Origin of the sequence: Streptomyces sp. NBC_01525 (assembly GCF_045040405.1) — a bacterium.
GTDB lineage: Bacteria > Actinomycetota > Actinomycetes > Streptomycetales > Streptomycetaceae > Streptomyces > Streptomyces benahoarensis.
The window spans coordinates 619,833-645,676 of record NZ_CP109397.1; the positions used below are offsets into that span (position 1 = coordinate 619,833).

At 75.4% G+C, this 25,844-nt stretch carries 18 protein-coding genes; 7 read left to right on the forward strand and 11 right to left on the reverse strand.

What is annotated here, in order from left to right:
- Positions 1 to 159: 159 nt before the first annotated feature.
- Positions 160 to 648, forward strand: a complete 489-nt coding sequence (locus OG422_RS02750) for a hypothetical protein (RefSeq protein WP_405747611.1) — start codon at positions 160 to 162, stop codon at positions 646 to 648.
- 29 nt (positions 649 to 677) lie between these two features.
- Here OG422_RS02750 and OG422_RS02755 read toward each other — a convergent pair whose 3' ends face one another.
- Positions 678 to 1,010 carry a bifunctional 3-phenylpropionate/cinnamic acid dioxygenase ferredoxin subunit gene (locus OG422_RS02755; RefSeq protein ID WP_143942998.1) on the reverse strand — a complete coding sequence of 111 codons (333 nt, stop codon included), beginning with the start codon at positions 1,008 to 1,010 and terminating at the stop codon, positions 678 to 680.
- A gap of 214 nt (positions 1,011 to 1,224) precedes the next feature.
- On the opposite strand from OG422_RS02755, the gene OG422_RS02760 reads away from it, so the two are divergent.
- Positions 1,225 to 2,031 (forward strand): IclR family transcriptional regulator, encoded by an 807-nt coding sequence (locus OG422_RS02760; RefSeq protein ID WP_405739228.1) that lies wholly within the window; start codon positions 1,225 to 1,227, stop codon positions 2,029 to 2,031.
- A 448-nt stretch (positions 2,032 to 2,479) separates the two neighbouring features.
- The gene (locus OG422_RS02765) at positions 2,480 to 3,565 is read left to right on the forward strand and encodes an S-(hydroxymethyl)mycothiol dehydrogenase (protein WP_143942996.1); all 1,086 of its coding nucleotides are present in this window, start codon (positions 2,480 to 2,482) and stop codon (positions 3,563 to 3,565) included.
- A 67-nt stretch (positions 3,566 to 3,632) separates the two neighbouring features.
- Here OG422_RS02765 and OG422_RS02770 read toward each other — a convergent pair whose 3' ends face one another.
- The 7 genes from OG422_RS02770 to OG422_RS02800 form a co-directional block, all read right to left on the reverse strand.
- A complete protein-coding gene (locus OG422_RS02770) occupies positions 3,633 to 8,282 on the reverse strand; it encodes a hypothetical protein (protein ID WP_405739232.1) in 4,650 nt (1,549 codons plus the stop codon).
- A 52-nt stretch (positions 8,283 to 8,334) separates the two neighbouring features.
- Positions 8,335 to 9,255: a hypothetical protein gene (locus OG422_RS02775; protein ID WP_405739235.1), complete on the reverse strand. Its 921-nt coding sequence runs from the start codon at positions 9,253 to 9,255 to the stop codon at positions 8,335 to 8,337.
- 82 nt (positions 9,256 to 9,337) lie between these two features.
- Complete coding sequence (locus OG422_RS02780) at positions 9,338 to 10,864, reverse strand: hypothetical protein (protein ID WP_405739238.1); 1,527 nt, start codon at positions 10,862 to 10,864, stop codon at positions 9,338 to 9,340.
- Between the two features lie 176 nt (positions 10,865 to 11,040).
- Positions 11,041 to 11,685: a pyroglutamyl-peptidase I gene (gene pcp, locus OG422_RS02785; RefSeq protein ID WP_405739241.1), complete on the reverse strand. Its 645-nt coding sequence runs from the start codon at positions 11,683 to 11,685 to the stop codon at positions 11,041 to 11,043.
- A gap of 28 nt (positions 11,686 to 11,713) precedes the next feature.
- Complete coding sequence (locus OG422_RS02790) at positions 11,714 to 12,682, reverse strand: DUF979 domain-containing protein (RefSeq protein WP_405739244.1); 969 nt, start codon at positions 12,680 to 12,682, stop codon at positions 11,714 to 11,716.
- Positions 12,679 to 13,434, reverse strand: a complete 756-nt coding sequence (locus OG422_RS02795) for a DUF969 domain-containing protein (protein WP_405739246.1) — start codon at positions 13,432 to 13,434, stop codon at positions 12,679 to 12,681. Before OG422_RS02795 ends, OG422_RS02790 begins: the two co-directional genes overlap by 4 nt.
- Positions 13,435 to 13,646: 212 nt before the next feature.
- Positions 13,647 to 14,390: a GntR family transcriptional regulator gene (locus OG422_RS02800; protein ID WP_143944865.1), complete on the reverse strand. Its 744-nt coding sequence runs from the start codon at positions 14,388 to 14,390 to the stop codon at positions 13,647 to 13,649.
- A gap of 252 nt (positions 14,391 to 14,642) precedes the next feature.
- On the opposite strand from OG422_RS02800, the gene OG422_RS02805 reads away from it, so the two are divergent.
- Genes OG422_RS02805 through OG422_RS02815 form a run of 3 tightly spaced genes read left to right on the forward strand, consistent with a single transcriptional unit; the run spans position 14,643 to position 16,926 of the window.
- On the forward strand, positions 14,643 to 15,422 hold the full coding sequence (locus OG422_RS02805) for a LamB/YcsF family protein (protein WP_405739249.1): 780 nt from the start codon (positions 14,643 to 14,645) through the stop codon (positions 15,420 to 15,422).
- On the forward strand, positions 15,419 to 16,060 hold the full coding sequence (pxpB, locus tag OG422_RS02810; RefSeq protein ID WP_143941664.1) for a 5-oxoprolinase subunit PxpB: 642 nt from the start codon (positions 15,419 to 15,421) through the stop codon (positions 16,058 to 16,060). The genes OG422_RS02805 and pxpB overlap by 4 nt, the downstream gene beginning before the upstream one ends.
- Positions 16,057 to 16,926 (forward strand): biotin-dependent carboxyltransferase family protein, encoded by an 870-nt coding sequence (locus OG422_RS02815; RefSeq protein ID WP_405739253.1) that lies wholly within the window; start codon positions 16,057 to 16,059, stop codon positions 16,924 to 16,926. The genes pxpB and OG422_RS02815 overlap by 4 nt, the downstream gene beginning before the upstream one ends.
- 70 nt (positions 16,927 to 16,996) lie before the next feature.
- Here the strand turns inward: OG422_RS02815 and OG422_RS02820 are convergent, their stop codons facing one another.
- Positions 16,997 to 20,638 (reverse strand): hydantoinase B/oxoprolinase family protein, encoded by a 3,642-nt coding sequence (locus OG422_RS02820; protein WP_405739256.1) that lies wholly within the window; start codon positions 20,636 to 20,638, stop codon positions 16,997 to 16,999.
- A 211-nt stretch (positions 20,639 to 20,849) separates the two neighbouring features.
- Complete coding sequence (locus OG422_RS02825) at positions 20,850 to 22,274, reverse strand: HEAT repeat domain-containing protein (protein WP_405739259.1); 1,425 nt, start codon at positions 22,272 to 22,274, stop codon at positions 20,850 to 20,852.
- A 355-nt stretch (positions 22,275 to 22,629) separates the two neighbouring features.
- Between OG422_RS02825 and OG422_RS02830 the strand changes: the two genes are divergently transcribed.
- On the forward strand, positions 22,630 to 24,084 hold the full coding sequence (locus OG422_RS02830) for a PP2C family protein-serine/threonine phosphatase (protein WP_405739262.1): 1,455 nt from the start codon (positions 22,630 to 22,632) through the stop codon (positions 24,082 to 24,084).
- Positions 24,085 to 24,222: 138 nt separating this feature from the next.
- Here OG422_RS02830 and OG422_RS02835 read toward each other — a convergent pair whose 3' ends face one another.
- A complete protein-coding gene (locus OG422_RS02835) occupies positions 24,223 to 25,764 on the reverse strand; it encodes a hypothetical protein (RefSeq protein WP_405739265.1) in 1,542 nt (513 codons plus the stop codon).
- Between the last annotated feature and the right edge of the window lie 80 nt (positions 25,765 to 25,844).

Genomic DNA, 25,844 nt, shown 5'->3' on the forward strand with positions numbered 1-25,844 from the left:
GGGAAAGTCCCGGCGGGGATCGCCCGGCCTTGTCCGGCGATTCCCGGACAAGGCGCCCGCGGGTCGGCGGGGCACCGGGCGGCGCCTCCGGCCATCACCCCATGGTGTGGCCGGAATTGCCCCACCCCGGGTCACCCTCGCGTGGCGGCGTGGGTGACGATGGCGGCGGCGCCGGGCATCCGGGCGGCATGCGGCCGCCCCGGAGGGCGCCCCGCGTGCGCAGGGCGGAGCCCGGGCAGCGGTCCGTACGGGGAGGGTGAGGCGTTGAGTGACACCGACAGGCGCCCGTTGTGGCAGGAAGAGCCCGCGGCCCGGCGGCGGATGGCCGATCCGGTGCGGACGGCGGCGGTACGGGCGGTGATCATCGTGGCGCTCACCCTGATCCAGGCCGTGATCGCGTTCCTCGGGACGCTGGCCGGATCGTGGCTGGCGTTCCCGGCGGTGATCAGCACGGTCGCCAGCACGGTGGTGGCGACCTGGGCGGTGCTCGACGTCTGGGTGACGCGTCAGGTCTGGGTGCAGCGGTACGGCGTGCAGTCGCAGCCGAGCAGTACGGCGCGGCAGTTGCGGCGCGAGCGGCGGCGGGCGCGGCGGGAGGAGCGGCGCGCGGCGCGGGAGGAGCGACGGGCCGGGGGCGCCGCCGCGTAACGGGCGACGCCCCGGGTCCGTCCGCCGGTTCAGGCGACCGCATCCTCCCGCACCGCGGGCCGGACATGGAGGACGCCGTCGATGACGGCGACCTCGTGGGTGCGGACCGGGCGGCGGGCCGGCAGACAGGTCGCGGCGCCGGTGCGCAGGTCGAACAGGGCGGCGTGCAGCGGGCATTCGACGAGGCAGCCCTCGACGTACCCCTCGGAGAGCGAGGCGTCCTGGTGGCTGCAGAGGTCGTCGACGGCGTAGAAGCCGCCGTCCTCGGCGTGGAAGACGGCGATGGCGGGTGTGTGGTCGTCGACGGTGATCCGGACGGCTTCACCCTCGGGAAGATCGTCGATGCGGCAGACGGGAATCATCTGGCCCCCCTCGCGCTGATCGGTATCATGGCGTTGTGAATAACGCATCGCAGAGCGCGATGCGCAACAGAATCCAGGCCGTGGGGCGGGCCGTCAAGGGCCTTCGGGCCGTTTCTCCCGGCCCCGGCTCGCCAGGGATCCCCGGGCCCCCACGCGCCTCACGGGCTCCCTCCGACGCGCCCCCAGGGGCCAACGGGCGGTGACACGAAGTCCCATGTCGAACACGAGCGATACCGCAGCGGAGCGGCCCGACGAGCGGCGCGGCGGGGCGGGTTCCGTCCAGTCCGTGGACCGCGCGGTGAGCGTGCTGGAGCTGCTCGCCCGCCTCGGCGAGGCGGGGGTGACCGAGCTGTCCGAGGAACTGGGCGTCCACAAGTCCACCGCGTTCCGGATCCTGGGCGTGCTGGAGAACCGCGGGCTGGTCGAGCAGGAGAAGGAGCGCGGCAAGTACTTCCTCGGCGCGGGGGTGCTGCGGCTGGCGGGCGCCGCCGCCATCCGGCTGGACATCTCGCAGGAGGGCCAGCCGGTGTGCCGGGCGCTGGCGAACGGGACCGGGGAAACCGCCAACATCGCGGTGCTGGACGGCGATGCGGCGGTCAACATCATGCAGGCGCGCGGCGCCGCAGCGGTCACCGCCTACAACTGGCTGGGCCGCCGCACCCCGCTGCACGCCACCGCGAGCGGCAAGGTGCTGCTGGCGCATCTGCCGCGCGAGCGCCGGGAGCGGCTGGCGGGGCGGAAGCTGGCGCGGTTCACGGAGCACACGCTGACCTCCGCCGGTGATCTGCGCGCGCAGCTGACCGGCGCGTTCGAGGGCGGGTTCGCCTGTTCCACCGAGGAGTTGGAGATCGGGCTGAACGCGGTGGCGGCGCCGGTGCGGGCGCACGACGGTGCGGTGATCGGCGCGATCGGCGTCTCCGGACCCGCGTACCGGATGCGGCGCGCCCTCCTGCCGGAGCTGGCGCAGCGCGCGGTCGAGGCGGCGGCGGACCTCTCCCGGCGGATGGGGTACGCGGGCTGAGGGGGCGTCGGGCGACGGGGACGGGCGGTCCGGAACGGTCCACCGGCCGGGCGGAACGGCCCGTTGAGGGCGTGCCCGGCGGGTCGTACGGGCGCCCGGCGGGGCCATGCGAGGCATGCGGTTCGCCCCGGGGAGGCGGGTCTCCGAGACGCGCCCGGTGGGCACCGCGGGGCCGGTCCGGGCAGTCGTCGAGGAGCCGGTCCGGCAGTTGCCGCGAGGCCCTTCCAGGTGGCGCAAGAGGACCCTTGACGGATCGGGGACGGACTTCCAGCATGTCTCCTATCGCGCAACTCGGCGCGCGATAGGCAACATCGGGGCGTGGGCGGTCCGCCGTCCACCGCTCCCCCCACCCCTGCGCAGCGCACCACCCACCCCTCACAGGCATCCGTGCCGACTCTCGCGTGCACCCGCCCCTGCCCGCACGGCAGGCGCTGTTTAGGAGTGAGCCATGCCGCACGAAGTCCGCGCCGCCGTCGCCGTCGCCCCGGGCGCGCCCGTCGAGGTGTTGCCGATCCTCGTGCCCGATCCCGGCCCCGGCGAGGTCCTGGTCTCCGTCCAGGCGTGCGGGGTCTGCCACACCGACCTGCACCACCGCGAGGGCGCGGTCGGCGACGCCTTCCCCTACCTGCTCGGCCACGAGGCGGCCGGGGTCGTCGAGGCGGCCGGACCGGACGTCACCGACCTCGCCCCCGGCGACTTCGTCGTCCTCGCCTGGCGGGCGCCCTGCGGCCGCTGCCGCTCCTGCCGCCGCGGCCGCCCGTGGTACTGCTTCGACTCCCGTCACGCCGCCCAGCCGATGACGTTGCGCGACGGCACCCCGCTCGCCCCGGCCCTCGGCATCGGGGCGTTCGCCGAGAAGACCCTGGTCGCCGCCGGGCAGGCGGTGAAGGTCGATCCCGCGGCCCGGCCGGAGGCGGCGGGGCTGATCGGCTGCGGGGTGATGGCCGGGTACGGCGCGGCCGTGCACACCGGGGGCGTCGGCAGCGGCGACACCGTCGCGGTCATCGGCTGCGGCGGCGTCGGCAACGCCGCCATCGCCGGAGCCTCCCGGGCCGGGGCGCGCCGCGTCATCGCCGTCGACATCGACGACCGGAAGCTGGACGCCGCCGAACGCTTCGGCGCCACCGACACCGTCAACTCCCGCGGTACGGACCCCGTCGAGGCGGTCCGCGCGCTCACCTCCGGGTTCGGCGCCGATGTCGTCATCGACGCGGTCGGCCGCCCGGAGACCTACCTGCAGGCGTTCTCCATGCGCGATCTGGCCGGGACGCTGGTCCAGGTCGGCGTGCCGGAGCCGGACATGCGCGTCGAACTGCCGCTGGCCGACCTCTTCGGACGCGGCGGCGCCCTCAAGGCGTCGTGGTACGGCGACTGTCTGCCCAGCCGCGACTTCCCCGTCCTGATCGACCTCCACCTCAGCGGCAAGCTCGACCTGGAGCGCTTCGTCACCGAGACCATCGGCCTGACCGGCATCGAGCCCGCCTTCGCCAAGATGCGGCGCGGCGAGGTGCTGCGGTCGGTCGTGGTGCTGTGAGGGAGGCCGGGGCCCGTACGGGACGGCGGGGTGGGAGGCGCCGGTGCCGGGCCTCCCACCCCGGGGCTCAGTCGCCCGGCGCCGGCTCCGGGGGCTCCTCCGGGCGCTTGTACATCCGGGTCGCCGTGATCTGGCCGTGGACCGCCTCGCCGGACGGGTCCGGCTGCGGCAGGCCGGGGCGCAGATGCTCCTCGACGCTGATGTACTTCAGGCCCGCCCGCAGGTCCGCGTCGTTGCGCAACCGGATGACCAGCGGGAACTCCGCCAGCGCGGTGGTGTCGAAGAGGCCGGTGGTGTAGAGCAGCTGGACGCCGAGCGCGTCCGCGACGGCCCGCTGAAGCTCCAGCAGATACGTGGCGTTGGCGCGGCCGATGGGGTTGTCGAGGAAGAGCGTGCCCGCGTGGCGCTGCTTGTCGCGGCCGCGGTCGTTGCTGCGCAGCGCGGCCATCGTGCAGTACAGCGCGATGGCGGCGGTCAGCAACTGGCCGCCGGAGAAGACGTCGCCCATCTGGCCGACCGACACCCGCTCGGCGCGGAGCACCGCGTCGGGCTTGAGGATCTCCACGGCCACGCCGCGCGGCGCCAGCGCGGCGGCCACCCCGCGCAGCAGCAGGGACATGCCGTCGCGCCGCAGATCGCTGTTCTTGCGGACGGCGGCGCGGGTCGCCTCGTCGATGACCTCGCCCAGCCGCTCGGCGAGCGTGGCCTGGTCCGGGTCCTCGAAGCGGATGCGCAGGAACTCCTGGCCCGACCACTCTCCCAGTCCCTCCGGCAGCCGGGAGAGCCGCTGGGCGGAGCGGAGCGTGGTCAGCGAGGAATCCACCAGACCGCGGAGCCGGTCGACGATGGAGTCGCGGTTGCGCTCCAGCTGGTCCAGCTCGTCGGTGAGCACCCGCAGCCGGGGCGCGAACGCCTCCGCCCACTTCGTCGCGTGCTCCGGCAGCGTCGCCACGGGCAGCTCCCGGATCTGCTGCCGCGCCGGGGTGCGGACCTGCTCGAAGCGGGTGGCGTTGGCGTGCCGGACGAGGACGTCGCCGGCATCGCGGACGGTGCTGTCGGCGGCGGAGAGGTCCTGGGCGCAGCCGCGCAGCGAGCGGCGGGACTCGGCCGCGGCACGGCGGCCCTCCTCCAGCCGTCCGGCGTACGGCTGGACGGGCTCGTCCGCGCTGTCGTCGGCGGGCTGCGCCTCCCGCAGCAGATCACGCAGGAGCGCCGCGGTCTCCTCGAAGCCCCCGGCCGCCTCCTCGGCGGCGCGGTGGCCGCGCAGCAGCTCGTCGTGGTGGGCGCGGGCGGACTCCAACGCCTCGGTGGCGGTGGCCAGTTCCCCGGCGGCGGTGCGCAGCAGCTCCTTGGCGCGCTCCGCGTCGGCGGGCACCTGCTCCTCGGGGAGGTCGGTGTGGGCCGTGCCCTCCTCGGGCGCCAGCCGCTCCGCCTCGCCGCGCAACCGGCCCAGCTGCTCGCTGGCGGCCGAGGCGCGGGTCTCCAACATCGTCACCAGCGCCTCGGCGCGCCCGGCGGCGGCCAGCCGGGACGGGCCGTCGGCGGCGTCCGGGCTCTCCAGCAACGCCCCGGCGCGGGTGCGGACCTTGTTGGTCAGGCGGTTCAGCTCGCCGAGCGCGGCGGACTCGTCGCCCTCGGCGCGGGCCTGTTCGGCGCGGAGGTCGGCGCCGACGCCGACCTTCTCGTACAGCTGTGAGGCGGCGCGGTACGCCTCGCGCAGCGCGGGCAGCGAGGTGGGTGCGCCCTCCTGGGCGGGGCCGAGGCCGTCGGGGACACCGGCGATCTCGGCACGTTCGGCGCGCAGCGCGCGGGCGGTGCGGTGGGCGTCGTCGGCGGCGCGCTGGGCGGCCCGGCGGTCCTCGTCGGCGGCGCGGGCGCGGTCCACGCACTCCTCGGCGCGGGCCTCGAACTCGGCAGCCTCGTCGGCGAGTTCCCGCATCCGCGACTGCCATCCGGCGCGCTCGCGCAGCCGGTGGGCGAGGCCCGCGAGCAGGTCGGCGGAGCGGCGGGCGCGCTGGGCGGTCTCCTGCCGCTCGTCGCGGACGGCGGTGGCCTCGGCGGCCGTCTCATCGGCCTCGGTGCGGGCGGCGCGGGCCTCAGCCAGCTCGGCGGCCGCCTCCGCCGCCGCCGTGCGGGTCCGCTCGACGGCTTCGGCCAGCTCGGCGAGGTGACCTTCCGGGCAACCGGCGCGCCAGGAGGTGAGGCGGGCGGCGAGCGCGCGGTCGTCGGCGAGGCGGGCGGCGAGCGCGCGGATCTCGTCGTCCCGCTCGACGGCGCGGGCGCGCAGGGCCCGGCGCTCCTCGTCGGCGGCGGATTCGTCGTGCATCGCCGGGTTCGGCGGGACGAGGAAGACGCCGGAGTCCGCGGCGGGGGTGTCCGCGGCGGGCGCGAGCAGGGCCTCGGAGGTGCCGACGGCGACGGCGGAGCGGGGCAGCAGCGCGGCGGTGGCGAGGATCTCCCGGGCCCGGGCGTGGGTGTCCGGGTCGGTGATGATCACGCCGTCGACCAGTTCGGGCCGGGCGGCGAGCACCCGGGCGTGGTCGGCGGGGTCGACGGACTGGGCGAGGTAGCGCCAGCCGGGCAGCGCGGGGACGCCGTGTTCGCCGAGGTATTCGACGGCGGCCAGGACGTCGGGGCCCGGGGGCAGCAGCCCGCCGTCGCCGAGGGCGCCGAGGATGCGGGCGTCGTCGGCGGCGGCGGTGCGCAGGTCGAAGAGGTGGCGCTCGGCGGAGGCGACGCCGTCGTCCAACAGCTCGCGCAGGGCGTCGGCGTTGCGGTCCAGCTCCTCGGCGGTCAGCGGACCGGCCGGGTCGGACGGGGGCGCGGCGCCGTCGGCGGCCGGGACGCCCGTGACGGTGGGGGTCTGCGGCAGGCCGAGGAGGTCGGCGAGGCGCTGTTCGGCGCCGAGGGCGGCGGCGGTGGCGCGCTCGGCCTCCCAGGCGCGGGCGGCGGCGGTGGCGGCGTCCTCGGCGCGGGCGGCGGCCAGTTCGGCGGCGGAGTGCCGGGTGGTGGCGCGGCGGGCGTGATCGGTGGCGGTGCGGGCGGCCTCGCGGGCGGTGTCCCAGGCGGCGACGGCGTCCTTCTCGGCGTCGGCGGCGGCGAGGGCCGCGCGGGCCGGGTCGACGTCCGGGGCGCTGTCGTCGAGCCACCCGGCGCGGACCGCCTCGGCGGTCTCCTCGGCGACCTCGGTGAGCCGCTGCCCGAGGTGGTCGGCCTCGCTGCGGGCGCGCTGGGCGCGGGTGGCGGCGGCGGTGGCGTCGCGGTGGGCGCTCTCCCCCACCTCCTGGAGGGCGGCGGAGCGCTCCTCCTCCTCGCCCGCGAGGCGTTCCCCGGCCTCGGCGGCGGTGTGCAGGGCGCGGACGAGGTCGGCGGCGGCGGTGGCGCGGGCGGCCAGGGCCGGTGCGGCGTCGCGTTCGGCCTCGCGGATGGCGACGGCGACGCGGGCGGAGCGGTCGGCGGCGGCGCGGTGGCGCAGCACCGTCTCGGCGGCCTGCCAGGCGCTGTACAGGGTGCGGGCGTCGTTCAGTTCGCGGCGCTGGGCGGCGGCGCCCTTCTCGGCGGCGGCCAGCGCCAGCGAGGCGTGGCGGTAGGCGAGCTCGGCGGAGACCAGGGCGCGGCGGTCGCGGGTGTGTTCGGCGTCGGCGGTGCGGTGGGCCGCGGCGGCGACCTGTTCGGCCAGCTCGGCGGCGCGGCCGTGCTCCTCGGTGGAGCGGGCGTGCAGCTGCCGGGCGAGGGCACGGGTGCGGCGCTCGGCGCCGAGGTGCACCTGGCGGGCCTGCTCGCGGCGTTCGGCGGCGTCGGCGATGGTGGTGAGCAGGTCGAGGGAGCCGGCGGTGAACTCCCGCTCGGCGGTCAGCTCGGCGCGGCGGCCGAGCTTGTGGGCGAAACCGTGGACGAGGTCGGCGAGGCCGTCGGTGTCGCGGGTGTCGGTAACGGCACGGAGCAGCAGGTCGGTGAAGTCGGAGTCGTTCTTCACCGCGAAGAGACCGGCGGCCTCACCTTCGTCGGCGTTCATCTCCCGCTGGTAGCGGAAGAGTTCGGGGTCCAGGCCGAGGTCGCCGAGGTGCTCGTTCCAGCGTTCGTGGATCTCCTCCCAGACGACGTCGAGGTGGGGGTAGTTCTTGCCCGCCTCGGTCAGGACGTCGCGGAAGCCCTTCATGGTGCGACGGCGGCCACGGGCGCCCGAGGCGCCTTCGCCGTCCTCGGTGCGCGGCCGGACGACGGTCGCCTCGGCGACGGGCAGCGCGTCCAGGCTCATCCCGGGTCCGGGGCGGAAGCTGTACCACGCCTCGGCGAACTTCCGCGGGTCGTTGGAGACCTGACGGCCGCGCCATTCGCTGACCTTGCCGACGACGACGGACTCGCCGGTGACGGTGTGCTGCCACTCCAGGGCGACGTGGCCGCAGTCGTCGGCGAGCAGGAACTTGCGCAGCACGCCGGAGCTGGCGCCGCCGAGGGTGTTGCGGTGGCCCGGCAGCATCACCGAGAAGATCAGCTTGAGGAGGACGGACTTGCCGCCACCGTTCTCCAGGAAGAGGACGCCCGCGGGGGCGGGGCGACGCGGCGGGCCGGTCGGTTCGTCCTCGAAGAAGTCCGCCTGGGCCGGCGCGGGCTGCGGTACGGGGGCGCCGACGCCGCGCAGGTCCAGCACGGTGTCGGCGTAGCGTGCGCCGGCCGGTCCGATGGAGTAGAGGCGGACCCGGGACAGCTCGTACATGGCGGACTTTCGTTGTCGGGGTGGGCGGGAGTGGGCGTCGGACGGCGGGCGGTCAGGGGCTGTGGAACGGGAGTCCGGCGTCGGCCACCAGGTCGAGGGCGTCGGTGTCCTCGCCGGGCAGCAGGGAGGCGGTGCCGTCGGCGACGGGGACGACGCCCAACTCCAGCAGTTCGCTCATCGCGGCGCCCCCGGCCATGTCGCGGACCTGGAGTTGGTAGCGGGCGGTGGTGCGGTAGGTGCCCCCGGCGTCGTCGCCGGTGCGCTGGAGGAAGCCGGAGTCGACGAGGAAGGTGACGGCCTTGGCGATGATGCCGGTGGTGGAACCGGCCAGCCGCCGGGCGTCCTTGGTGGCGCCGGTGGCGCTGCGGCGGGCGTAGACGCGCCAGGCGGCCTCCAGGCCGGGGGCGCCGGTGGCCGGGTCGGTGTTCTCGCCGTCCTCGGCGGCGCGCTCCTCCAGGCGGCGGCACGCCTGGCGGACGAAGGCGTCGACGCCGTTGACGGTGAGGCGGCCGATGTAGCCGTCGTCGGCGAGGTCCTCGGGGCGGGGGAAGGCGAGGGCGGCGACGGCGAGGTGGGCCAGACCGTGCAGGAAGCGGTCGGCCGAATCGGCGGAGGCGCGGCGGGCGTAGTCGCCCATGCGGACCGCGAAGACGGAGTCCTCGGCGGCGGTGACGGCCATCCCGGCGCGGGTGGAGACCTCCAGGACGACGAGGCCGAGCCCGGCGGCGACGGCGTCGGCGAGCCGGGCGAAGGCGGGGTCGTCGCGGTGGCGGCGCAGCAGTTCGGCGTATTCGGCGTCGCGGGCCGGCAGCAGCTTGGGCTGGAGGCCGAAGGCGACGAGCCGGGCCGCGTCGGCCGCGTCGGCGGGGGTGACCGGCGCCGCGGCGGGCTCGGCCCCGGCGGTGGCCCCCCGCCCGGGAGGCGCGGGCACCGGCTCCGGCTGCGGCACCTCGTCGGCGGCGTACTCGGTCACGGGCGGGGCTCCTTGTGGGGGACGGACGGGGGAGGCAGGGGTGCGGCGGGCGGGAGCCGGCGGCCCCGGGCGGGCCGGGACATCAGGCCACCTCCGAGCGGTCGGCGGCCATGCCCGCGGCGTCCAGGAGGGCGGTGCCGACGATGAGGTCGGCGCCGCCGAACTCGGGGTCGGTCAGCTCGGTGCCGTCGTCGACGGCGAAGAGCAGCTGGGCCTCGCCCTGGCGGTAGGCGGTGCCGACCGGGGGGCTGGCGGCGTGCACCGCGAGGAGGGCGACGAGGTAGGCGAGGTCCGGGTCGCCGGTGCGGCGGGCGTCGGCGAGCAGACCGGAGAGGCGGCGGGGTGCGTCGGACGGCAGGTCCAGCAGGGCCATGGCGGCGTCCAGCTGCGCCTCGCTGAAACGGCTGTCGTCGGGGGTGGCGACGAGATCGGGCTCGGGCATCTCGGCGCCGAGGTGGTCCCGCTCGGCGGGCGGGGTGAGCAGAGTGTCGACGAGGTCGGTGACGCGGACGGCGGCCGGGGTGCGCAGGCCGGTGCCGTGGGCGAAGAAGGCGTCCGTGACGCGGCGGGCCTGCTCGGTGGGGAGCGGCAGCAGCGGCGCGACGAGCTGACCGTAGAGGTCGAGCCCGGAGCGGGCGGTCGGGGCGGCGAACGCCTGGCGGTCCTGCTCGGCGCGGAAGAGCGGTCCGGCCTCCAGCAGGCGGGACTGGAGCTGGGTGTGGCGCCGGATGCAGTCCTTGACGATGTCGACCAGCTCGGCGGCGCGCCGCTTGTGCTCGGGCTCCTCGGTCTCGTCGCGGGCCTTGCGGATGTTGGTGAGGATCGCGTTCTCGTGGCGGTAGCGGTCGGCCACGTGGTCGAGCGCTTCGGCGATCATGTCGGGGACGGTCTGCAGCCAGTCGACGGCGCGGACGTTGCGCCGGGTGGCGTCGAGGGTGCGGCGCAGCGTCTCGGCGTACTGGACGGTGCGGTAGCGGGCCTGCTCGGCGGCGAGCTGGGCGTCGGCGAGGCGGCCGCGGCTGATCAGCACCTCCAGCTTGACCTCGGCGGCGATCTGGGCGCTGGTGACGTCGGTGTCGAGGGCGCCGACGAGGACGTTGACCGCTTCGTCGGTGGTGCGCAGGAAGACCGCGCCGCCGGTGCCGGGGACCTCTTCGATGAGCTTGAAGTCGTAGTCGCGGCGGACATAGGTGCCGGTGGTGTCGAACGTGCCGTAGACGGCGCGGAATCCGCGGTCCACGCTGCCGACGTTGAGGAGATTTTCCAGCACCCAGCGGGCGACGCGCTCGTGTTCGGCGGCGGGGCGCCCGGGGGCCTGGGCGGCGATGCGGGGCAGTACCCGGGCCACTATCTCCTCGTGGTCGGCGCCGGTGTCGAAGTCCATGTGGAGCGTGACCAGGTCGATGACGGCGAGCGCCACCTCCGCCATGGCGTACCCGCCGTACTCGCCCGCGAGGTTGGCCTTGCGCGCGTCGAGGTCGTGCAGCGGCGCGGTGCACGCGAGGGCGCGCAGGCGGCGGGCCAGGCCCTCGTCGGCGGCGGGGCCCGGCGCGGGCCGGTGGGTCCCGGCCGGCTGGGGCGCTGTGGCCCCCGGAGCTGGAAAAGTCACGTTGCACAGAGTAAGCGCTCGCACTGACAACGGACGAAGCGGCGCTGCCCCGGCCCGCACCTGGGGCACGTTCCGGCCGGTCAGCAAGCGTACGCGGGCCGCCCGGGGGCGGTGACGGCGCGTACCCGGTCGGCCTCGGCGGAGCGGACGCCCGGCCCGCCGGGGCCGCGGCGGGGTCAGTGGGTGGCGCCGCCCGGCAGCCGCAGGTCCTTGCGGGTGGTGGCGGCGGTCGCGGCGATCTCGCGCAGGGCGCGGGCGACGGTGTCCACCGGCAGGGACGGCTGCGCCCGGCCGGTGACCTGCTCGGGCGCGTAGGGGACGTGGACGAAGCCGCCGCGCAGGGCGGGCAGTTCGGTGGCGATGAGATGGGCGAGGGCGTAGAAGACGTGGTTGCAGACGAAGGTCCCGGCGGTGTGCGAGACCGAGGCGGGCAGGCCCGCGGCGCGGACGGCGGCCACGCACGCCTTGACCGGCAGGGTGGAGAAGTAGGCGGCGGGGCCGCCTACGACGACGGATTCGTCGATCGGGGCGGCGCCCGCGTTGTCGGGGATGCGGGCGTCGTCGAGGTTGACGGCGACGCGTTCGACGGTGATGTCGGGGCGGCCGCCCGCCTGGCCGACGCAGATCACCACGTCGGGCCGGTGCGCGGCGACCGCGGCGCGCAGCCGGCGGGCGGCCTCGCCGAAGACGCAGGGGAGTTCGGCGGTGCGCAGGTCGAGTCCGGCGGGCGGCTGCGCGGCGGCGGCGCGGACCGCCTGCCAGGACGGGTTGGTCTTCTCGCCGTCGAACGGTTCGAAGCCGGTCAGCAGTACCCGGGTCATGCGGTCTCCTCGGTGGTGGCGGCCTGGGTCAGAAGGCGAAGAGCGCCATGATCACGATGTTGCAGACGAGCAGGACGCCCGCGGTGGGCAGCTGCGCCTTGATCGGCCCGTACTGGTCCTTCAGCTCCAGGAGGGCGGCCGGGACGATGTTGAAGTTGGCGGCCATCGGGGTCACCAGGGTGCCGCAGAATCCGGCGAGCATGCCGAGGGCCAGGACGGCGGGCGCGTTGCCGTGGAAGTGCTCGACGAGGACGGGCCAGCCGACGGCGGCGGTCATCACGGGGAACGCGGCGAAGGCGTTGCCCATGATCAGGGTGAACAGGAACATGCCGACGCAGTAGACGACGACGGCGACGTAGAGGGAGTTGTCGGGCAGGACCGCAGTGGTGATCTTCCCGACCTGGGTGCCGACGCCGGAGACCTGGAAGATGGCGCCGAGCGTGGCGAGCATCTGCGGCAGCAGCATCGCCCAGCCCATGGACTCCAGCATCGAGCGGCCGGAGGCGACGGGCACCGAGAGCCGCTTCTCGCGCAGCATGACCATGGCGACGACGAGCGCGACGACGGCGCCGATGCCCAGGCCGAGGATGGTCTCGCTGCCCTCCTGGAGGACGGGTCGGCCGCCGATGCGCAGGCGGGCGACGCCGACGGCGCAGACCAGCGCGACGACGGGGATGGTGAGCGCCGGGACGAAGAGGCGGCTGCCGAACCGGGCGGCGTGGGCGGTGCGTTCGGCGGGGGTGGTGGTGCGCGGGGTGCCGCGTCCGGTGAAACCGCATCCGGCCAGGACGACCATGACCAGGACGGCGGCGCCCAGGGGCTCGGCGGGCGCCCGGTGGCCCACGACCCAGCTGCTGTAGATGAATCCGGCGCCGATCAGCCCCCAGAAGGCGGCGGTGCCCAGCCGTTTGGCGTTGCTGCGGTCGGTGAGCATCTGCCCGGCCATCACCAGGAAGCTGAGGCCGACCAGCCAGTAGAACCACTCTGCCTTGATCATTCGGTGGCCTCCGCTGCGGTGGCGTTCCCGGCGGCGCCGGTGGGGTGGGTGGGCTCGGCGGGGCGGGCGCCCCCGGCGTTGGCGGCGCGCAGTTCGCGCTCCAGGTGGCGGTCGAGGCGGAGCATCCGCCAGCCGTGGACGACGAAGGCGCACACGGCGGTGGGGATGGCCCACAGCGCGAGGTGGAGCGGTTCGAGGTGGGTGCCGTAGGTGGTGTTGACGAAGCCGGTGATCAGCAGGATCGAGCCGACGGCGAGGAAGACGTCCTCGCCGAAGAACCGGCCGACGTTGTCCGCGGCGGCGGCGCACGCGCGGATGCGTTCGCGGGCGGCGTCGGTGAGCGTGCCGTGGCGGCGTTCGGCGGCGCCCTCGGCCATCGGGGCGGCCAGCGGGCGGACGGTCTGGGCGTGGCCGAAGACGTCGGTGAGGCCCAGGGCGGCGCCGATCTGCCGCATGCCCAGGTAGAGGGCGAGGAACCGCCCGGTGGTGAGCTTGGCGAAGCGGGCGATCAGGTTGCGGGCCTGTTCCTGAAGGCCGTAGCGCTCCAGCAGGCCGATGACCGGGAGGGTGATGGCGAAGATCGTCACCGACCTGCTGTCGGCGAAGCCCTTGCCGAAGGCGGCCAGCACCTCCTGGGGGGAGAGTCCGCCGAGGAGTCCGGCGACGATGCCTGCGGCGCCGACGACCAGCAGGGGGTGGCGTTTCGTGGCGAAGCCGATGACGACCACGAGCACGCCGAGGAGCACGATCATGGGCCCGCCTTCCGCGTACAGGACCCCACGCGGATCGTGAGGATCGATGAATGGATTGCAGCGGAGGCTAAGCGATTGTTCAACGATCCGACAAGGGGTCTACGGCCGGGAACTTTCCGGCGACGCGCCATCGGTCCCGCGCCCGGCCCGGCGCCGCCGTGGCCCGGCACCGGACGCACCCCGCCCCGGCGCCGCCACCCGCCGCCGCGCCGCTACCCCTCGGCGATCAGCCGCGCGTACGCCCCGGAGAGCTGGGCGAGCGAGTCCTCCAGATACGAGCGGAGCAGCTGCTCGGCCGCGGCGGCGTCGCCGTCCTCCAGCGCCTCGACGATCTGCCGGTTGCGGGTGAGGTACGGCGCGTGGAAGCGGCGCGGGTCGTCCATGACGTGGAAGACCAGGCGGAGTTCGGCGAGCACGCCGCGCATCAGCTCGTCGGTGCGAGGGCTGCCCGCCAGCGCCGCGACGCCTTGGTGGAAGCGGATGTTGGCGGTGGACAGCTTCTGCCAGGCGCGCTCGCGCACCGCCGTCTCGCCGGAGCGCACCGCCGCCTCGATCGCCCCGATCGTCGCCCGCGTCCCCTCGTCGTACGGCCCTTGGCCCAGACCGCGGACGGCCGCGCACTCGACGAGCAGGCGGACCCGGTAGATGTCGGCCAGGTCCTCGACGGTCACGACGCGGACGAAGACGCCGCGGTTGAGGCGGTGCACCAGCAGCCGTTCGTGGGTGAGCAGCCGGAACGCCTCGCGCAGGGTGTTGCGGGAGACGCCGAGGGCGCCGCCGATGCTCTCCTCGGAGAGCCGGGCGCCGGGCGGGAAGTAGCCCTCGGCGATGCGGTCGCGGAGGATGTCCGCGACCCGCTCGGCGGTCCCGGCGCGGCCGAGCAGCGCCCGGTCGCCCGCCAGCCCCTCGACGTCGACCGGCCGCCGCCGCTCCGCCTTCGCCGCTCCGCCGGCCATCGGCCCACCCCGCTTCCGCCGTGGCGCCGGTCCGTGCCGGGCACCGTCTCGATCGTTCTCCCGTCGGAAGTCAATCCCAGAAGCCGGATCGGAACAACACACCTCTTGTCGGATCGTTCAACGATCGCTACCTTGGGCGCCGACGCCGGTCGGCCCGTGCGCCCACGGCCCCGGGCCCCACCGGACCCGCCCCGGGCGCCCGCTCCCCGCAGCCGCCGCGCCCCCTGCCACCGAGCCCTGGAGCGGACACCCATGAGCGACCTCGCCGTCCAACCCGCCGTCATCGACCTCAACGCCGACCTCGGCGAGGGCTTCGGACGCTGGCGGCTCACCGACGACGACGCCCTGCTGTCCGTCGTGACCAGCGCCAACGTCGCCTGCGGCTTCCACGCCGGGGACCCCGGCACGATGCGCCGGGTCTGCGAGCGCGCCGCCGCCGGTGACGTCGTCATCGGCGCCCAGGTCTCCTACCGCGATCTGGCCGGTTTCGGCCGCCGCGCCATGGACGTCCCCGCGGACGAGCTGGCCGACGAAATCTCGTACCAGATCGGCGCGCTGGAGGTCTTCGCCCGCGCCGCCGGGGCCCGCGTCGGCTACGTCAAACCGCACGGCGCGCTCTACAACCGCTGCGTCCACGACGCCGAACAGGCCGCCGCGGTCGTCGCCGGGATCCGCGCCGCGGGCGAGTCGCTGCCGGTTCTGGGCCTGCCCGGCTCCCGGCTGCACGAAGCAGCGCGCGAGGCCCAACTACCCGTCGTCGACGAGGCGTTCGCCGACCGCGCCTACACCGCCGGGGGCACCCTCGTCCCGCGGAGCGAGCCGGGCGCGGTCATCCAGGACCCCGAGGAGGTCGTCCGGCGCGCGCTCTCCATCGCCCGCGACGCCACCGTCCGCTCCCACGACGGACAGCCGGTCACGGTCCGCGCCCGGTCGCTGTGCCTGCACGGCGACACCCCCGGCGCCGCCGCGCTCGCCCGCCGGGTGAAGGCCGAACTCGGCTCCGCCGGCGTGGTGGTGCGGAGCTTCGTATGAGAGCGCTGCCCGTCGGCGCGCACGGGCTCCTCCTCGAACTGGACACCGCCGACGAGGTCGGCGCGCTCCACGCGGAGCTGCTGCGGCGCGCCACAGCCGGAACCCTGCCGCCCGTCACCGAGATCGTGCCCGCCGCCCGCACCGTCTTCCTCGACAGCCTCGACGACCCCCGCGGCTTCGCCGCCGACCTGGAGACCTGGGACCTCCCGCAGCTCACCGCCGCCGACCGGCCGGGCGTGGAGATCCCGGTGGTCTACGACGGCCCGGACCTCGCCGATGTGGCCGCGCTGTGGGGCACCACCCCCGACGAGGTGGTGCGCCGCCACGCCGCCACCACCTTCCATGTGGCGTTCTGCGGGTTCGCCCCCGGCTTCGGCTATCTCACCGGGCTGCCCGAGGAGTGGCACGTGCCGCGCCGGGCCACCCCGCGCACCCGCGTTCCGGTCGGCGCGGTCGCGCTCGCCGGGCCGTACACCGGCGTCTATCCGCGCTCCTCCCCCGGCGGCTGGCAGCTGATCGGCCGGACCGACGCGGTGCTGTGGGACCCGCGGCGGGAGAACGCCGCCCTGCTCACGCCCGGCACCCGGGTGCACTTCGTGCCCCGGGACAGGGCCCGCGACACGGAGACCGTCCGATGACCGATCACGCCTGCCTCGTGGTGCGGGCCGGTGCCCTCACCACCGTCCAGGACCTCGGCCGCCCCGGCCACGCACACCTGGGCGTACCGCTCTCCGGCGCCCTCGACGCCCCGGCGCACCGCCTCGCCAACCGCCTCGTCGGCAACCCGGAGCCGACGGCCACCCTGGAGACCACGCTCACCGGGTGCGCCGTACGGATGCGCCGCGCCACCACCGTCGCGGTGACCGGCGCGCCCTGCCCGGTGACCGTCGACGGGCGGCCCGCGCCCTGGGGCGCCCCGGTCCGCGTCCCGGCCGGTGCCGTCCTCGACGCCGGGCCCGCCGCCCGGGGGCTGCGCTCGTACCTGGCGTTCGGCGGCGGCGTCGCGACCGAGCCGGTGCTCGGCAGCCGCGCCACCGATCTGCTCTCCGGCCTGGGCGGCGATCCGCTCACCGACGGCGCGGTGCTGCCGCTCGGCGCCGCACCCCCGGCCCCGGCCTGGGCGGACGCGGTCCCGCACCCGGGTCCGCCCACCGAACTGCTGCTGCCCTACCGTCCCGGGCCCCGCGACGACTGGTTCACCGCGCACGGACACCGCACCCTGGCCACCGGGCGCTTCCGCGTCTCGGCGGCGAGCAACCGCATCGGGCTGCGCACCGAGGGCCCTCCCCTGGAACGCGCGAAGGACGGCGAACTCCCCAGTGAAGGCATGCCGTTGGGCGCCCTCCAGGTGCCGCCGGACGGGCTGCCGGTCCTCTTCCTGCACGACCATCCGACGACCGGCGGCTACCCGGTGATCGGCGTGGTCCCCGCCCGCCATCTGGCTGCCGCCGCGCAGGCCGTACCGGGCACCCCGATCCGTTTCCTGCCGCTGCGCGGGGCGTGAGGGCGGGCGGTCCGACCGGCGTTCCCCGTGCGGTCCGACCGGCGTGCGCCCCGGGCGGGCCGCCTCACGCTCACGCCCCGGCCGGACCGCCCGATCCGCCCGGTCCGTCCGGCGCGCCGTACCCGCCCCCGCCCGGCGTCCGCACCACCAGGACGTCGTCCGGGCCCACCTCGGCGGTGTCGCGGCCGCGCAGCTCCTCGGTGGTGCCGTCGGCGCGCAGCAGGACGTTCTCGCCGAGCGCCCCCGGGGCGCCGCCCGCCATGCCGTACGGCGGGACCCGGCGGTGGCCGGTGAGGAGGGCGACGGTCATCGGTTCGAGGAACCGCAGCCGCCGCTCGACGCCGTCGCCGCCATGGTGGGCCCCGGCGCCGCCGCTGCCGGACCGTACCGCGAAGGCGTCGACCCGCACCGGATAGCGCCACTCCAGCACCTCGGGGTCGGTGAGCCGGGAGTTGGTCATATGGGTCTGTACGGCGTCGGTGCCGTCGAAGTCCGGGCCCGCGCCGGAGCCGGAGGCGACCGTCTCGTAGTACTGCACCCTGTCATTGCCGAAGGTCAGGTTGTTCATCGTGCCCGAGCCCTCCGCCTGGACGCCCAGCGCGGCGTAGAGAGCACCCGTGACGGCCTGGGAGGTCTCAACGTTCCCGGCGACCGTCGCCGCCGGGTGGGACGGGGCCAGCATGCAGCCGTCCGGTACGCGCACCTCGACCGGTTTCAGGCAGCCGCTGTTGAGCGGGATGTCGTCGGCGACCAAGGTGCGGAAGACGTAGAGCACCGCGGCCATCACCACCGAGCGCGGGGCGTTGTCGTTGCCCGGCTGCTGCGGTGAGGTGCCGGTGAAGTCCAGCACCGCGGTGCGGGCGGCCCGGTCGACGGTCAGCGCCACCTTGATGTGCGCGCCGCTGTCGGTGACGTAGTCGCAGTCGCCGTCGGTGAGGCGGGGGATGATCCGGCGGACCGACTCCTCGGCGTTGTCCTGGACATGACCCATGTAGGCGCGGACCACGTCCAGGCCGAACTGCCCGGTCATCCGGCGGAGTTCGGTGATGCCCTTCTCGTTGGCGGCGATCTGGGCGCGCAGATCGGCGAGGTTGGCGTCCGGCGCCCGCGAGGGGTACGGGCCGGACGTCAGCAGCGCGCGGGTCTCGTCCTCGCGCAGTTGCCCGTCGCGGACCAGCAGCCAGTTGTCGAAGAGGACGCCCTCCTCGTCGACGGTACGGCTGAACGCGGGCATCGAACCGGGCGTGATCCCGCCGATCTCCGCGTGGTGGCCGCGCGAGGCCACCAGGAAGAGCAGTTCGCCTCCGGCGTCGTCGAAGACCGGCGTGACGACGGTGACGTCCGGCAGATGGGTGCCGCCGTGGTACGGGTCGTTGACCGCGTAGACATCGCCCGGCCGCATGGTGGCGCCGCGCCGCCGCAGCACCTCCTTGATCGACTCGCCCATCGAGCCCAGATGTACGGGGATGTGCGGGGCGTTGGCGATGAGGTTGCCGTCCGCGTCGAAGAGCGCGCAGGAGAAGTCGAGGCGTTCCTTGATGTTGACGGAGTGCGCGGTGTGTTCCAGCCGGACGCCCATCTGCTCGGCGATGGCCATGAAGAGGCTGTTGAACACCTCCAGCATCACCGGATCCGCCGCGGTACCGACGGCCGCCCGCTCCGGACGGGGCTCCGCGCGGCGCAGCACCAGATGCCCGGCGTCGCCGACCGTCGCCCGCCAGCCCGGGTCGACGACCGTGGTCGCGTCCTCCTCGGTGACGAGCGCGGGCCCGGTGACGGTGTCCCCCGGCCGCAGCCCGGTGCGCGCGTGGAGCGGGGTGTCGCGCCAGGCGCCGCCCGTGTACATCCGGACGGTGGCGGCGGGCCGCATCTCGCCCGTACGGGGGCCGAGCGGCTCGGCGCCGGAGCCCGCACCGCCCGCGGCGCCCGTCGCCTCGACCGTCACCGCCTCGGCGACCAGCGGTTTGTCCATGGTGAAGGCGTAGCGGGCGCGGTGCAGGCGGGTGAAGGCGGCGGCCATCTCGTCGGTGGTGGCAAGCGGGACGCCGAGCGTGGCGTCGGTCCCGGCGTAGCGGATCAGCACCCGGGCGCGAGTGGTGACGCTCTCTGCGGGCACGCCCTCGTCGACGAGTTCACGGCGGGCGAGCGCGGCCAGTTCGTCGCAGACGGCACGGACCTGGTCGGCGGCCGCCGCGCCGTCCAGCTCCGTCTCGACAGCGCGTTCCCGCATCGCGGTGGCGTCCGCGACGCCGATGCCGTACGCGGAGAGCACCCCGGCGAGCGGCGGGATCAGCACCGTGTCGATACCGAGGGCGTCGGCGACGGCGCAGGCGTGCTGGCCACCGGCGCCGCCGAAGCTGGTCAGCGCGTAGCGGGTGAGGTCGTGGCCGCGCTGCACGGAGATCTTCTTGACGGCGTTGGCCATGTTGAGGACGGCGATGTCGAGGAAACCGGCGGCGACCTCCTCCGGCCCGCGGTCGTCGCCGGTCTCCCGGGCGGCCCGCGCGGCCAGGTCGGCGAAGCGGGTGCGGACCACGTCCGCGTCGAGCGGCCGGTCGCCGCGCGGGCCGAAGACCGCCGGGAAGTGGCCGGGCTGGATCCGGCCGAGCATGACGTTGGCGTCGGTGACGGTGAGCGGGCCGCCACGGCGGTAGCAGGCGGGCCCGGGGTCGGCGCCCGCGGAGCCGGGGCCGACGCGGTAGCGGCGCCCGTCGAAGTGGAGGACGGAGCCGCCGCCGGCGGCGACGGTGTGGATGTTCATCATCGGCGCGCGCATCCGCACCCCGGCCACCTCGCTGCCGAGGACCCGCTCGAACTCGCCCGCGTAGTGCGACACATCGGTGGAGGTGCCGCCCATGTCGAAGCCGATGACGCGGTCGTGGCCGGGCCCCGCCTCGGCGGCGGAGCGGACCATGCCGACGACGCCACCGGCCGGACCGGACAGCACCGCGTCCTTCCCCCGGAAGTGTGCGGCCCGCCGCAGCCCGCCGTTGGACTGCATGAACATCAGCCGGACGCCCGGGAGTTGCGCGGCCACCTCGTCGACGTAGCGGCGCAGCACCGGCGAGAGATACGCGTCGACGACGGTGGTGTCGCCGCGCGGCACCAGCTTCATCAGCGGGCTGACCTCGTGCGAGCAGCTGATCTGCGCGAACCCGGCGTCGGCGGCGAGCGCGGCGACGGCCTTCTCGTGGGCGGTGTGGCGGTAGCCGTGCAGCAGGACGACGGCGGCGGCGCGCAGCCCGTCGGCGCGGGCCCGGGCCAGCTCACCGCGGAGCGCCGCGGTGTCCAGCGGCCGCACCACCCAGCCGTGCGCGTCCAGCCGCTCGGGCACCTCGATCACCCGGTCGTACAGCGGCTCGGGCAGCACGATGTGCCGGTCGAAGATCCTGGGGCGGTTCTGGTAGGCGATGCGCAGGGCGTCGCGGAACCCCTCCGTGATGAGGAGGACGACCGGCTCGCCGGTGCGCTCCAGGAGGGCGTTGGTGGCGACGGTGGTGCCCATCTTGACGACGGCGACCCGCTCGGCGGGCACCGGCTCCCCCGGCGCGAGGCCCAGCATCCGCCGGATGCCCTCGACGGCCGCGTCGCGGTACCGCTCGGGGTGGTGCGAGAGCAGTTTCGCGGTAACCAGACGGCCGTCCGGCCGCCGGCCGATGACGTCCGTGAAGGTGCCCCCGCGATCGATCCAGAACTCCCAGCGTCCGGTCATCCGGCCATTGTGGCAGCGGACGCGGGGCGCGCCAGAGGGCGTCGTGGGCGCGGCACCCGGGCCCGGCCACGGGTGCGGGGCCGGATGTGCCGGGGCCGGTGGGTGCCGGGGCCTTTTGCCGGTCCGGGCACGGCCACCCGGACCGGCGTCGGGGTGCTGCCCGGCCTCGGGGGGCGGCTTCCGCCGGTCCCCGCCCGGGCCGGCCGTCCGCTCAGACCGCGGAGGCGTCCGGCCCGAACCGGCTGCGGACGGCGGTCTGCACCTCGGCCTCCTCGGCCGGATCGGCGGCGAGTCTGCGGAGCTGTTCGACGACCCGGTCGTCGCCGGTCGCGGCGTGCCGGGCGGCCAGCTCCCGGGTGGTCTCCTCGCAGTCCCAGAGACATTCCACGGCGAACCCGGCGGCGAACCCGGGATCGGTCACCGCGAGCGCGGCGGCGGTCCGCCCACGCAGCTCGGAGGAGGCGGTCTCGCGGTAGACGTGGCGCAGCACCGGCGCCGCGCAGCCGACGCCGAGCCGCCCGACGCCGTCGACCAGCTCCCACAGCGCGTCCGCGTCGGGGCCGCCGACGCGGACCGTACGGCGCAGCGCGGCGAGCACCACCCCGGCGTCGCGGGCGTCGCCGCGGCGGGCGAGGACGGCGGCGGCCGCGGCACCCAGCTCGTCGCCGCGGCGGGCCCAGCCGCGGGCGCGGCCGAGGACGGCGTCAGTGGACCGCATCCGGGCGAAGGCGGCGAGCGCGGCGGCGGTGGGCACCTCGCCCGCGGCGGGGTCACCGGCGGTCGCCTCGATGAGGTCGAGGGCATCGGGGTCGCCGCGTTCGGCGAGGTGGTGCAGGACGGCGGCGCGGGCCGCGTCCGGGCCGACCCGGGCGGCGCCCAGCAGTACGGGACGGTCCTCGGGCCCGGCGACGGCGCCCAGGCAGCGGGCGGCGGCGAGATACCGCTGCTCCACCGCGCCCGGCGCGCCTTCCTCGGCCCAGCGCAGCACATCGGCGACGCTCCAGCCGGGCCGCGGGCCGCGCGGGCGCAGCTGACGCTGCCAGCGGTCGAAGGAACCCTGCTCCCCGGCGGCGGCCAGGCGCTCCGCGTAACGCGGGTCCTCGGCCCACAGCCGCCAGGGGCGGGGTTCGAAGGCGTCACGGACGGCGGCGGCCAGCGCGGCGTCGCCCTCGGCGGTGGCGGGGAAGCGGGCGAGCACGGCGGGCGCGAGGGCGGCCAGGCCCGCGTCGTCGTCGCGCAGCGCCAGCTCGTCCAGGGCCCACCGCCAGTTGCTGCCGATCGCGGCGTAACCGCGCAGCAGCAGGCGGGCGGCGTCCCGGCCGTAGGCGGCGAGGTGGCCGAGGACGGAGAGGGCGAGGCCGGTGCGCTCCTCGGCGGTGTCGACGCCGTCGTCCAGTTGGAAGAGGTGCCGTTCGATCGCGTCGAGTCCACCGTCGAGTTGCATGTAGAGGCGCGCGTAGTACAGGGAGCGGTTCTCCACCTGCCAGTCGCGGCGGGCATCGCGCAGCACACAGTCGTCGAGCGCCGCGAGGGCCGCGGCCCGCGGCGCCGCGAGGGCGTGCAGGGTCCCGTCGCCGCGGCCTCGCTGGAGGAGGCCGAGCAGGGTGCCACTGGGCGCTATGTCTGGATCGAACATGAGGTCAGCATCCGGTGCGGGGGACTGGCTGGCAACGGGATTTCCGCCGACCGGCATTCTTGCCGGTGACCGCGGACCGTATGCGTCGTTCCCAGCATGGATCGGTGGGCACGGCAGCGCGACGGCGGGCGCAGCCTAGCTTGGAATCTGTCATTCCGCCGATTCGGCCGGTGACGCCCCACGGAGGCCGGGGGCATATGCCGACCGCAACGCCGTATCGGGTCATGCCAAATCCCTTACGGACCGTCGCAGCCTGTGCAAGAGTCGTCACCCGGCCCTCATACCAGCCCCCGGGCGCGCTCTGTCGGCCAGGGCAGGACCGCCGTGGCCGGCGCCGCCATATCTCGGAGAATCGATGCCGTCCCCCCTCTTCGCGGACCACCCGTCCGCCCAGCCGCCCGCGCGCGACACGGTCGAGGCCCTGATCACCCAGGCCCGTCGGCTGCGCGGTGGCCTCGACGCCGTACGCGAGTCGGCGGCGACCGACGATGCGACCATCGATCCGCAGCTGCGCTGGCAGCGCGCGCTGTGCGACCTCGCCGTCCACCACCTCGACGACGTCGGCGGCCATCTCGACCAGCTCAGAGAGGGCCTGCCCTCGGAGGAGACCGACGGCGCCGCGTACGCCGGGCCGCTCGCGCCGCCCGCCGAGGAGGAGCCGCCGCGCGGTTCGCTGCTGAGCCGGGTGGGCAGCGCGGAGTGGAACCTCCTCACCGACGAGGTCAGCTGGTCCGGGGAGCTGTTCACCATCCTCGGCCGGGAGCCGTCCGACGGCCCGCTGACCCTCGACGAGCTGCCGTCCCTGGTCTTCGCCGAGGACCAGCAGCATCTGGCCACGATGGTCACCGACTGCCTGGTGGACGGCCGCCCCATCGACGGCGAGTTCCGCGTCGTACGCCCCGACGCCCGGGTGCGGACGGTGCACATGACCGGCGAGCCGGTGCTCGACGCGGACGGCTCGACGGCGTGCATGTGGGCGGTGCTGCGGGACGTCAGCGAGCTGCGGCGCAGCGAGCGGGCGGTGCGCGAGAGCCGCGATTCGCTGCAGCGCAGGCGACATGCGGCGCGGACGGAGCACCGGCTCGCGGTCGAGCTGCAGGAGGCGGTGTTGCCGCCGTGGCGCGGTCCGCTCCGCTTCCCGCAGGGCGGCCCGGTCGCCCTCGATCTGGCCGGGCACTACCTCCCCGCCGCCACCAGCGCCCTGATCGGCGGCGACTGGTTCGACGCCCTCCCACTCCTGGACACCACCACGCTGTTGAGCGTCGGCGATCTGACGGGGCACGGCGCCAGCGCGACGTCCGGGATGGCGATGGTGCTGGGCGCGCTGCGCGGGATGGCGGTGGCCGGTCACCGCCCGGGGCCGCTGATGGGCTTCCTCAACCAGCTGCTGGACTCCGCCGCGCAGCCCGCGCTGGGCAGCGCCGTCTGCTGCCGGTTCGACCCGGCCACCCGGGAGCTGGAGTGGGCCCAGGCCGGGCACCCCGCGCCGCTGCTGTTCCGCGGCGGCACGGGGCGCGCGCTGGACCCGCCGGAGGGCGTCCTCCTCGGGGCGACCGCGAACGCCGCGTACGGTCAGCGCACCGAGCGGCTGGCCCCCGGCGATCTGCTGGTGCTGCACACCGACGGTCTGCTGCCCCGCCGTACACACGGCCCGGACGCGGCCCACGAGGCGGCCGAGCGGTTGCTCGGCCTGGCGCCGCGCTTCACGGCGGCGCGTGACGCCCAGGAGTGCGTCCGGCTCGCCGTCGAGGAGTTCGACGGCGCCGTCCGCGAGGACGATGCGTGTCTGCTGATCGCGCGGGTCAGCTGAGACGACGGTGAACGGCCGGCCCGGAGGGCGGGCGTACGGTGACCGGATCCGGCGGCCCGGTCACGCCGCCCCCCGGCCGTCGGTCTGCTCCGGTGCTCCGGCCCGGTGGCGCCGACGTCGTTGTCGTACGGCATCGGCTCAGACCGAGAAGGTGATGCCGAGCCGGGTGTCGAGCGCCGTCGCCGGGGCGGGCACCTTCGCCTTGCCGCGCGGCTTCGGCATCACCTGGTCGATCTCCGCGCGCAACTCCTTGATCCGGTCGTTGCCGGAGTACTGCCCGGTGAGGCGGTACATCTCGCGCAGCCGGTCCCAGGTGCGGTGCGAGGAGTTCTCGGCGATGGCGGCCAGCGCCAACCGGGCGTAGCGGTCTGCCTGTTCGGGGTCGTCGCCGATGAAGCAGGCCGACGCCATCGAGAGGTAGTCGAAGATCTGCGACCGGCGGCGGCTGCTCTCCCGTAGCCGGAGAGCCTGTTTGGCGTGGCTCTGCGCGAGACCGGCGGCCGACGGGTCGTGTTCGGCAAGGGTGCGGTAGGCCAACGCCTCCATGCCGTGCAGATCGGCCTCGTCGAACATCTGCATCCAACCGGGCGGCGGCACATCGCCCTTGTCGGAGACGAACAGCTCCTCGGCCTCGCCCAGGGTGCGGCGGACGGCGTTGCCGTTGCCCTTGGCCGCGTGGGCCCATGCCTCGATGGTGCGCAGCATGGCGCGGGTGCGGGGCAGCGCCTGTTCGCCGGAGCCGGAGGAGGCCAGCTGCATCAGGTCGAGCGCGTCGTCCGGGCGGCCCAGGTGGACCATCTGGCGGGCGGCGCGGGACAGCGCCTCACCGGCGCGCGGCCGGTCGCCGCCCTCCCGCGCGGCGTGCGCGGCGATGACGAAGTACTTCTGCGCCGTGGGCTCCAGCCCGACGTCGTGGGACATCCACCCGGCCAGCACGGCGAGGTTGGCCGCCACCCCCCAGAGCCTGCGCTGGAGGTGGTCGGGGTGACGGTAGGCAAGCATGCCGCCGACCTCGTTGAGCTGGCCGACCACGGCCTTGCGCTGGAGCCCGCCGCCGCGGGCGGCGTCCCAGGCGCGGAAGACCTCCACGGAGCGTTCCAGCGCGTCGATCTCCTGGGAGCCGACGGGCGCCGCCTCGTAGCGGTCGAGGCCGATCTGGTCGTAGCGGTGCGACGATTCGAAGCCGGAGACGGTGAGCGGATCGGGGTGTGCCGCGGCACCGGAGCGCGGTGCCGGGTCGGTGTGCAGCCAGTTGTCCATGGCGCCGGTCAGCGCGGAGCCTGCGGCGAGCGCCGCGCCCGCGCCCACCAGACCGCGTCGGTTGAGCATGAGGTCCATTCCCGTGAATTCCGTGAGGACCGCGGCGGTCCGCTCGGGAGCCCACGGCAGCCCGTCGTCGGACTGCCGCCTCCCCGTACGGCCGCTCCGGGCGAACCCGAGGTCCTCGGTGGTTACGACACGGCCGAGGCGCTCGGTGAACAGCGAGGCCAGCACCTTCGGCACCGGATCTCTGGGGGTCTCCCCCATGTCGATCCAGCGCCGCACCCGCGAGGTGTCGGTCGCCAACTGCGGATGGCCCATGGCCGCCGCCTGCCGGTTGACCAGTCTCGCCAGTTCGCCCTTGGACCATCCGGCCAGTCCGAAAAGGTCCGCGAGACGGGTGTTCGGCTCCCTGCCCACGTCAAGCCCCCAGGTTCCTCGACTGCGTTGACACTAACCGCCGTTGACATGGGCTGCGAGCATTCGCCAGGGGTTCGCCA

Excerpts from the sequence above, each read along its gene's own strand:
- OG422_RS02800 (WP_143944865.1), bottom strand. The coding sequence starts at position 14,390 with ATGGCCGGCGGAGCGGCGAAGGCGGAGCGGCGGCGGCCGGTCGACGTC.
- OG422_RS02830 (WP_405739262.1), top strand. The coding sequence starts at position 22,630 with ATGCCGTCCCCCCTCTTCGCGGACCACCCGTCCGCCCAGCCGCCCGCG.
- pcp (WP_405739241.1), bottom strand. The coding sequence starts at position 11,685 with ATGACCCGGGTACTGCTGACCGGCTTCGAACCGTTCGACGGCGAGAAG.
- pxpB (WP_143941664.1), top strand. The coding sequence starts at position 15,419 with ATGAGAGCGCTGCCCGTCGGCGCGCACGGGCTCCTCCTCGAACTGGAC.
- OG422_RS02825 (WP_405739259.1), bottom strand. The coding sequence starts at position 22,274 with ATGTTCGATCCAGACATAGCGCCCAGTGGCACCCTGCTCGGCCTCCTC.
- OG422_RS02790 (WP_405739244.1), bottom strand. The coding sequence starts at position 12,682 with ATGATCAAGGCAGAGTGGTTCTACTGGCTGGTCGGCCTCAGCTTCCTG.
- OG422_RS02765 (WP_143942996.1), top strand. The coding sequence starts at position 2,480 with ATGCCGCACGAAGTCCGCGCCGCCGTCGCCGTCGCCCCGGGCGCGCCC.
- OG422_RS02805 (WP_405739249.1), top strand. The coding sequence starts at position 14,643 with ATGAGCGACCTCGCCGTCCAACCCGCCGTCATCGACCTCAACGCCGAC.
- OG422_RS02750 (WP_405747611.1), top strand. The coding sequence starts at position 160 with ATGGCGGCGGCGCCGGGCATCCGGGCGGCATGCGGCCGCCCCGGAGGG.
- OG422_RS02815 (WP_405739253.1), top strand. The coding sequence starts at position 16,057 with ATGACCGATCACGCCTGCCTCGTGGTGCGGGCCGGTGCCCTCACCACC.
- OG422_RS02820 (WP_405739256.1), bottom strand. The coding sequence starts at position 20,638 with ATGACCGGACGCTGGGAGTTCTGGATCGATCGCGGGGGCACCTTCACG.
- OG422_RS02760 (WP_405739228.1), top strand. The coding sequence starts at position 1,225 with ATGTCGAACACGAGCGATACCGCAGCGGAGCGGCCCGACGAGCGGCGC.
- OG422_RS02770 (WP_405739232.1), bottom strand. The coding sequence starts at position 8,282 with ATGTACGAGCTGTCCCGGGTCCGCCTCTACTCCATCGGACCGGCCGGC.
- OG422_RS02755 (WP_143942998.1), bottom strand. The coding sequence starts at position 1,010 with ATGATTCCCGTCTGCCGCATCGACGATCTTCCCGAGGGTGAAGCCGTC.
- OG422_RS02795 (WP_405739246.1), bottom strand. The coding sequence starts at position 13,434 with ATGATCGTGCTCCTCGGCGTGCTCGTGGTCGTCATCGGCTTCGCCACG.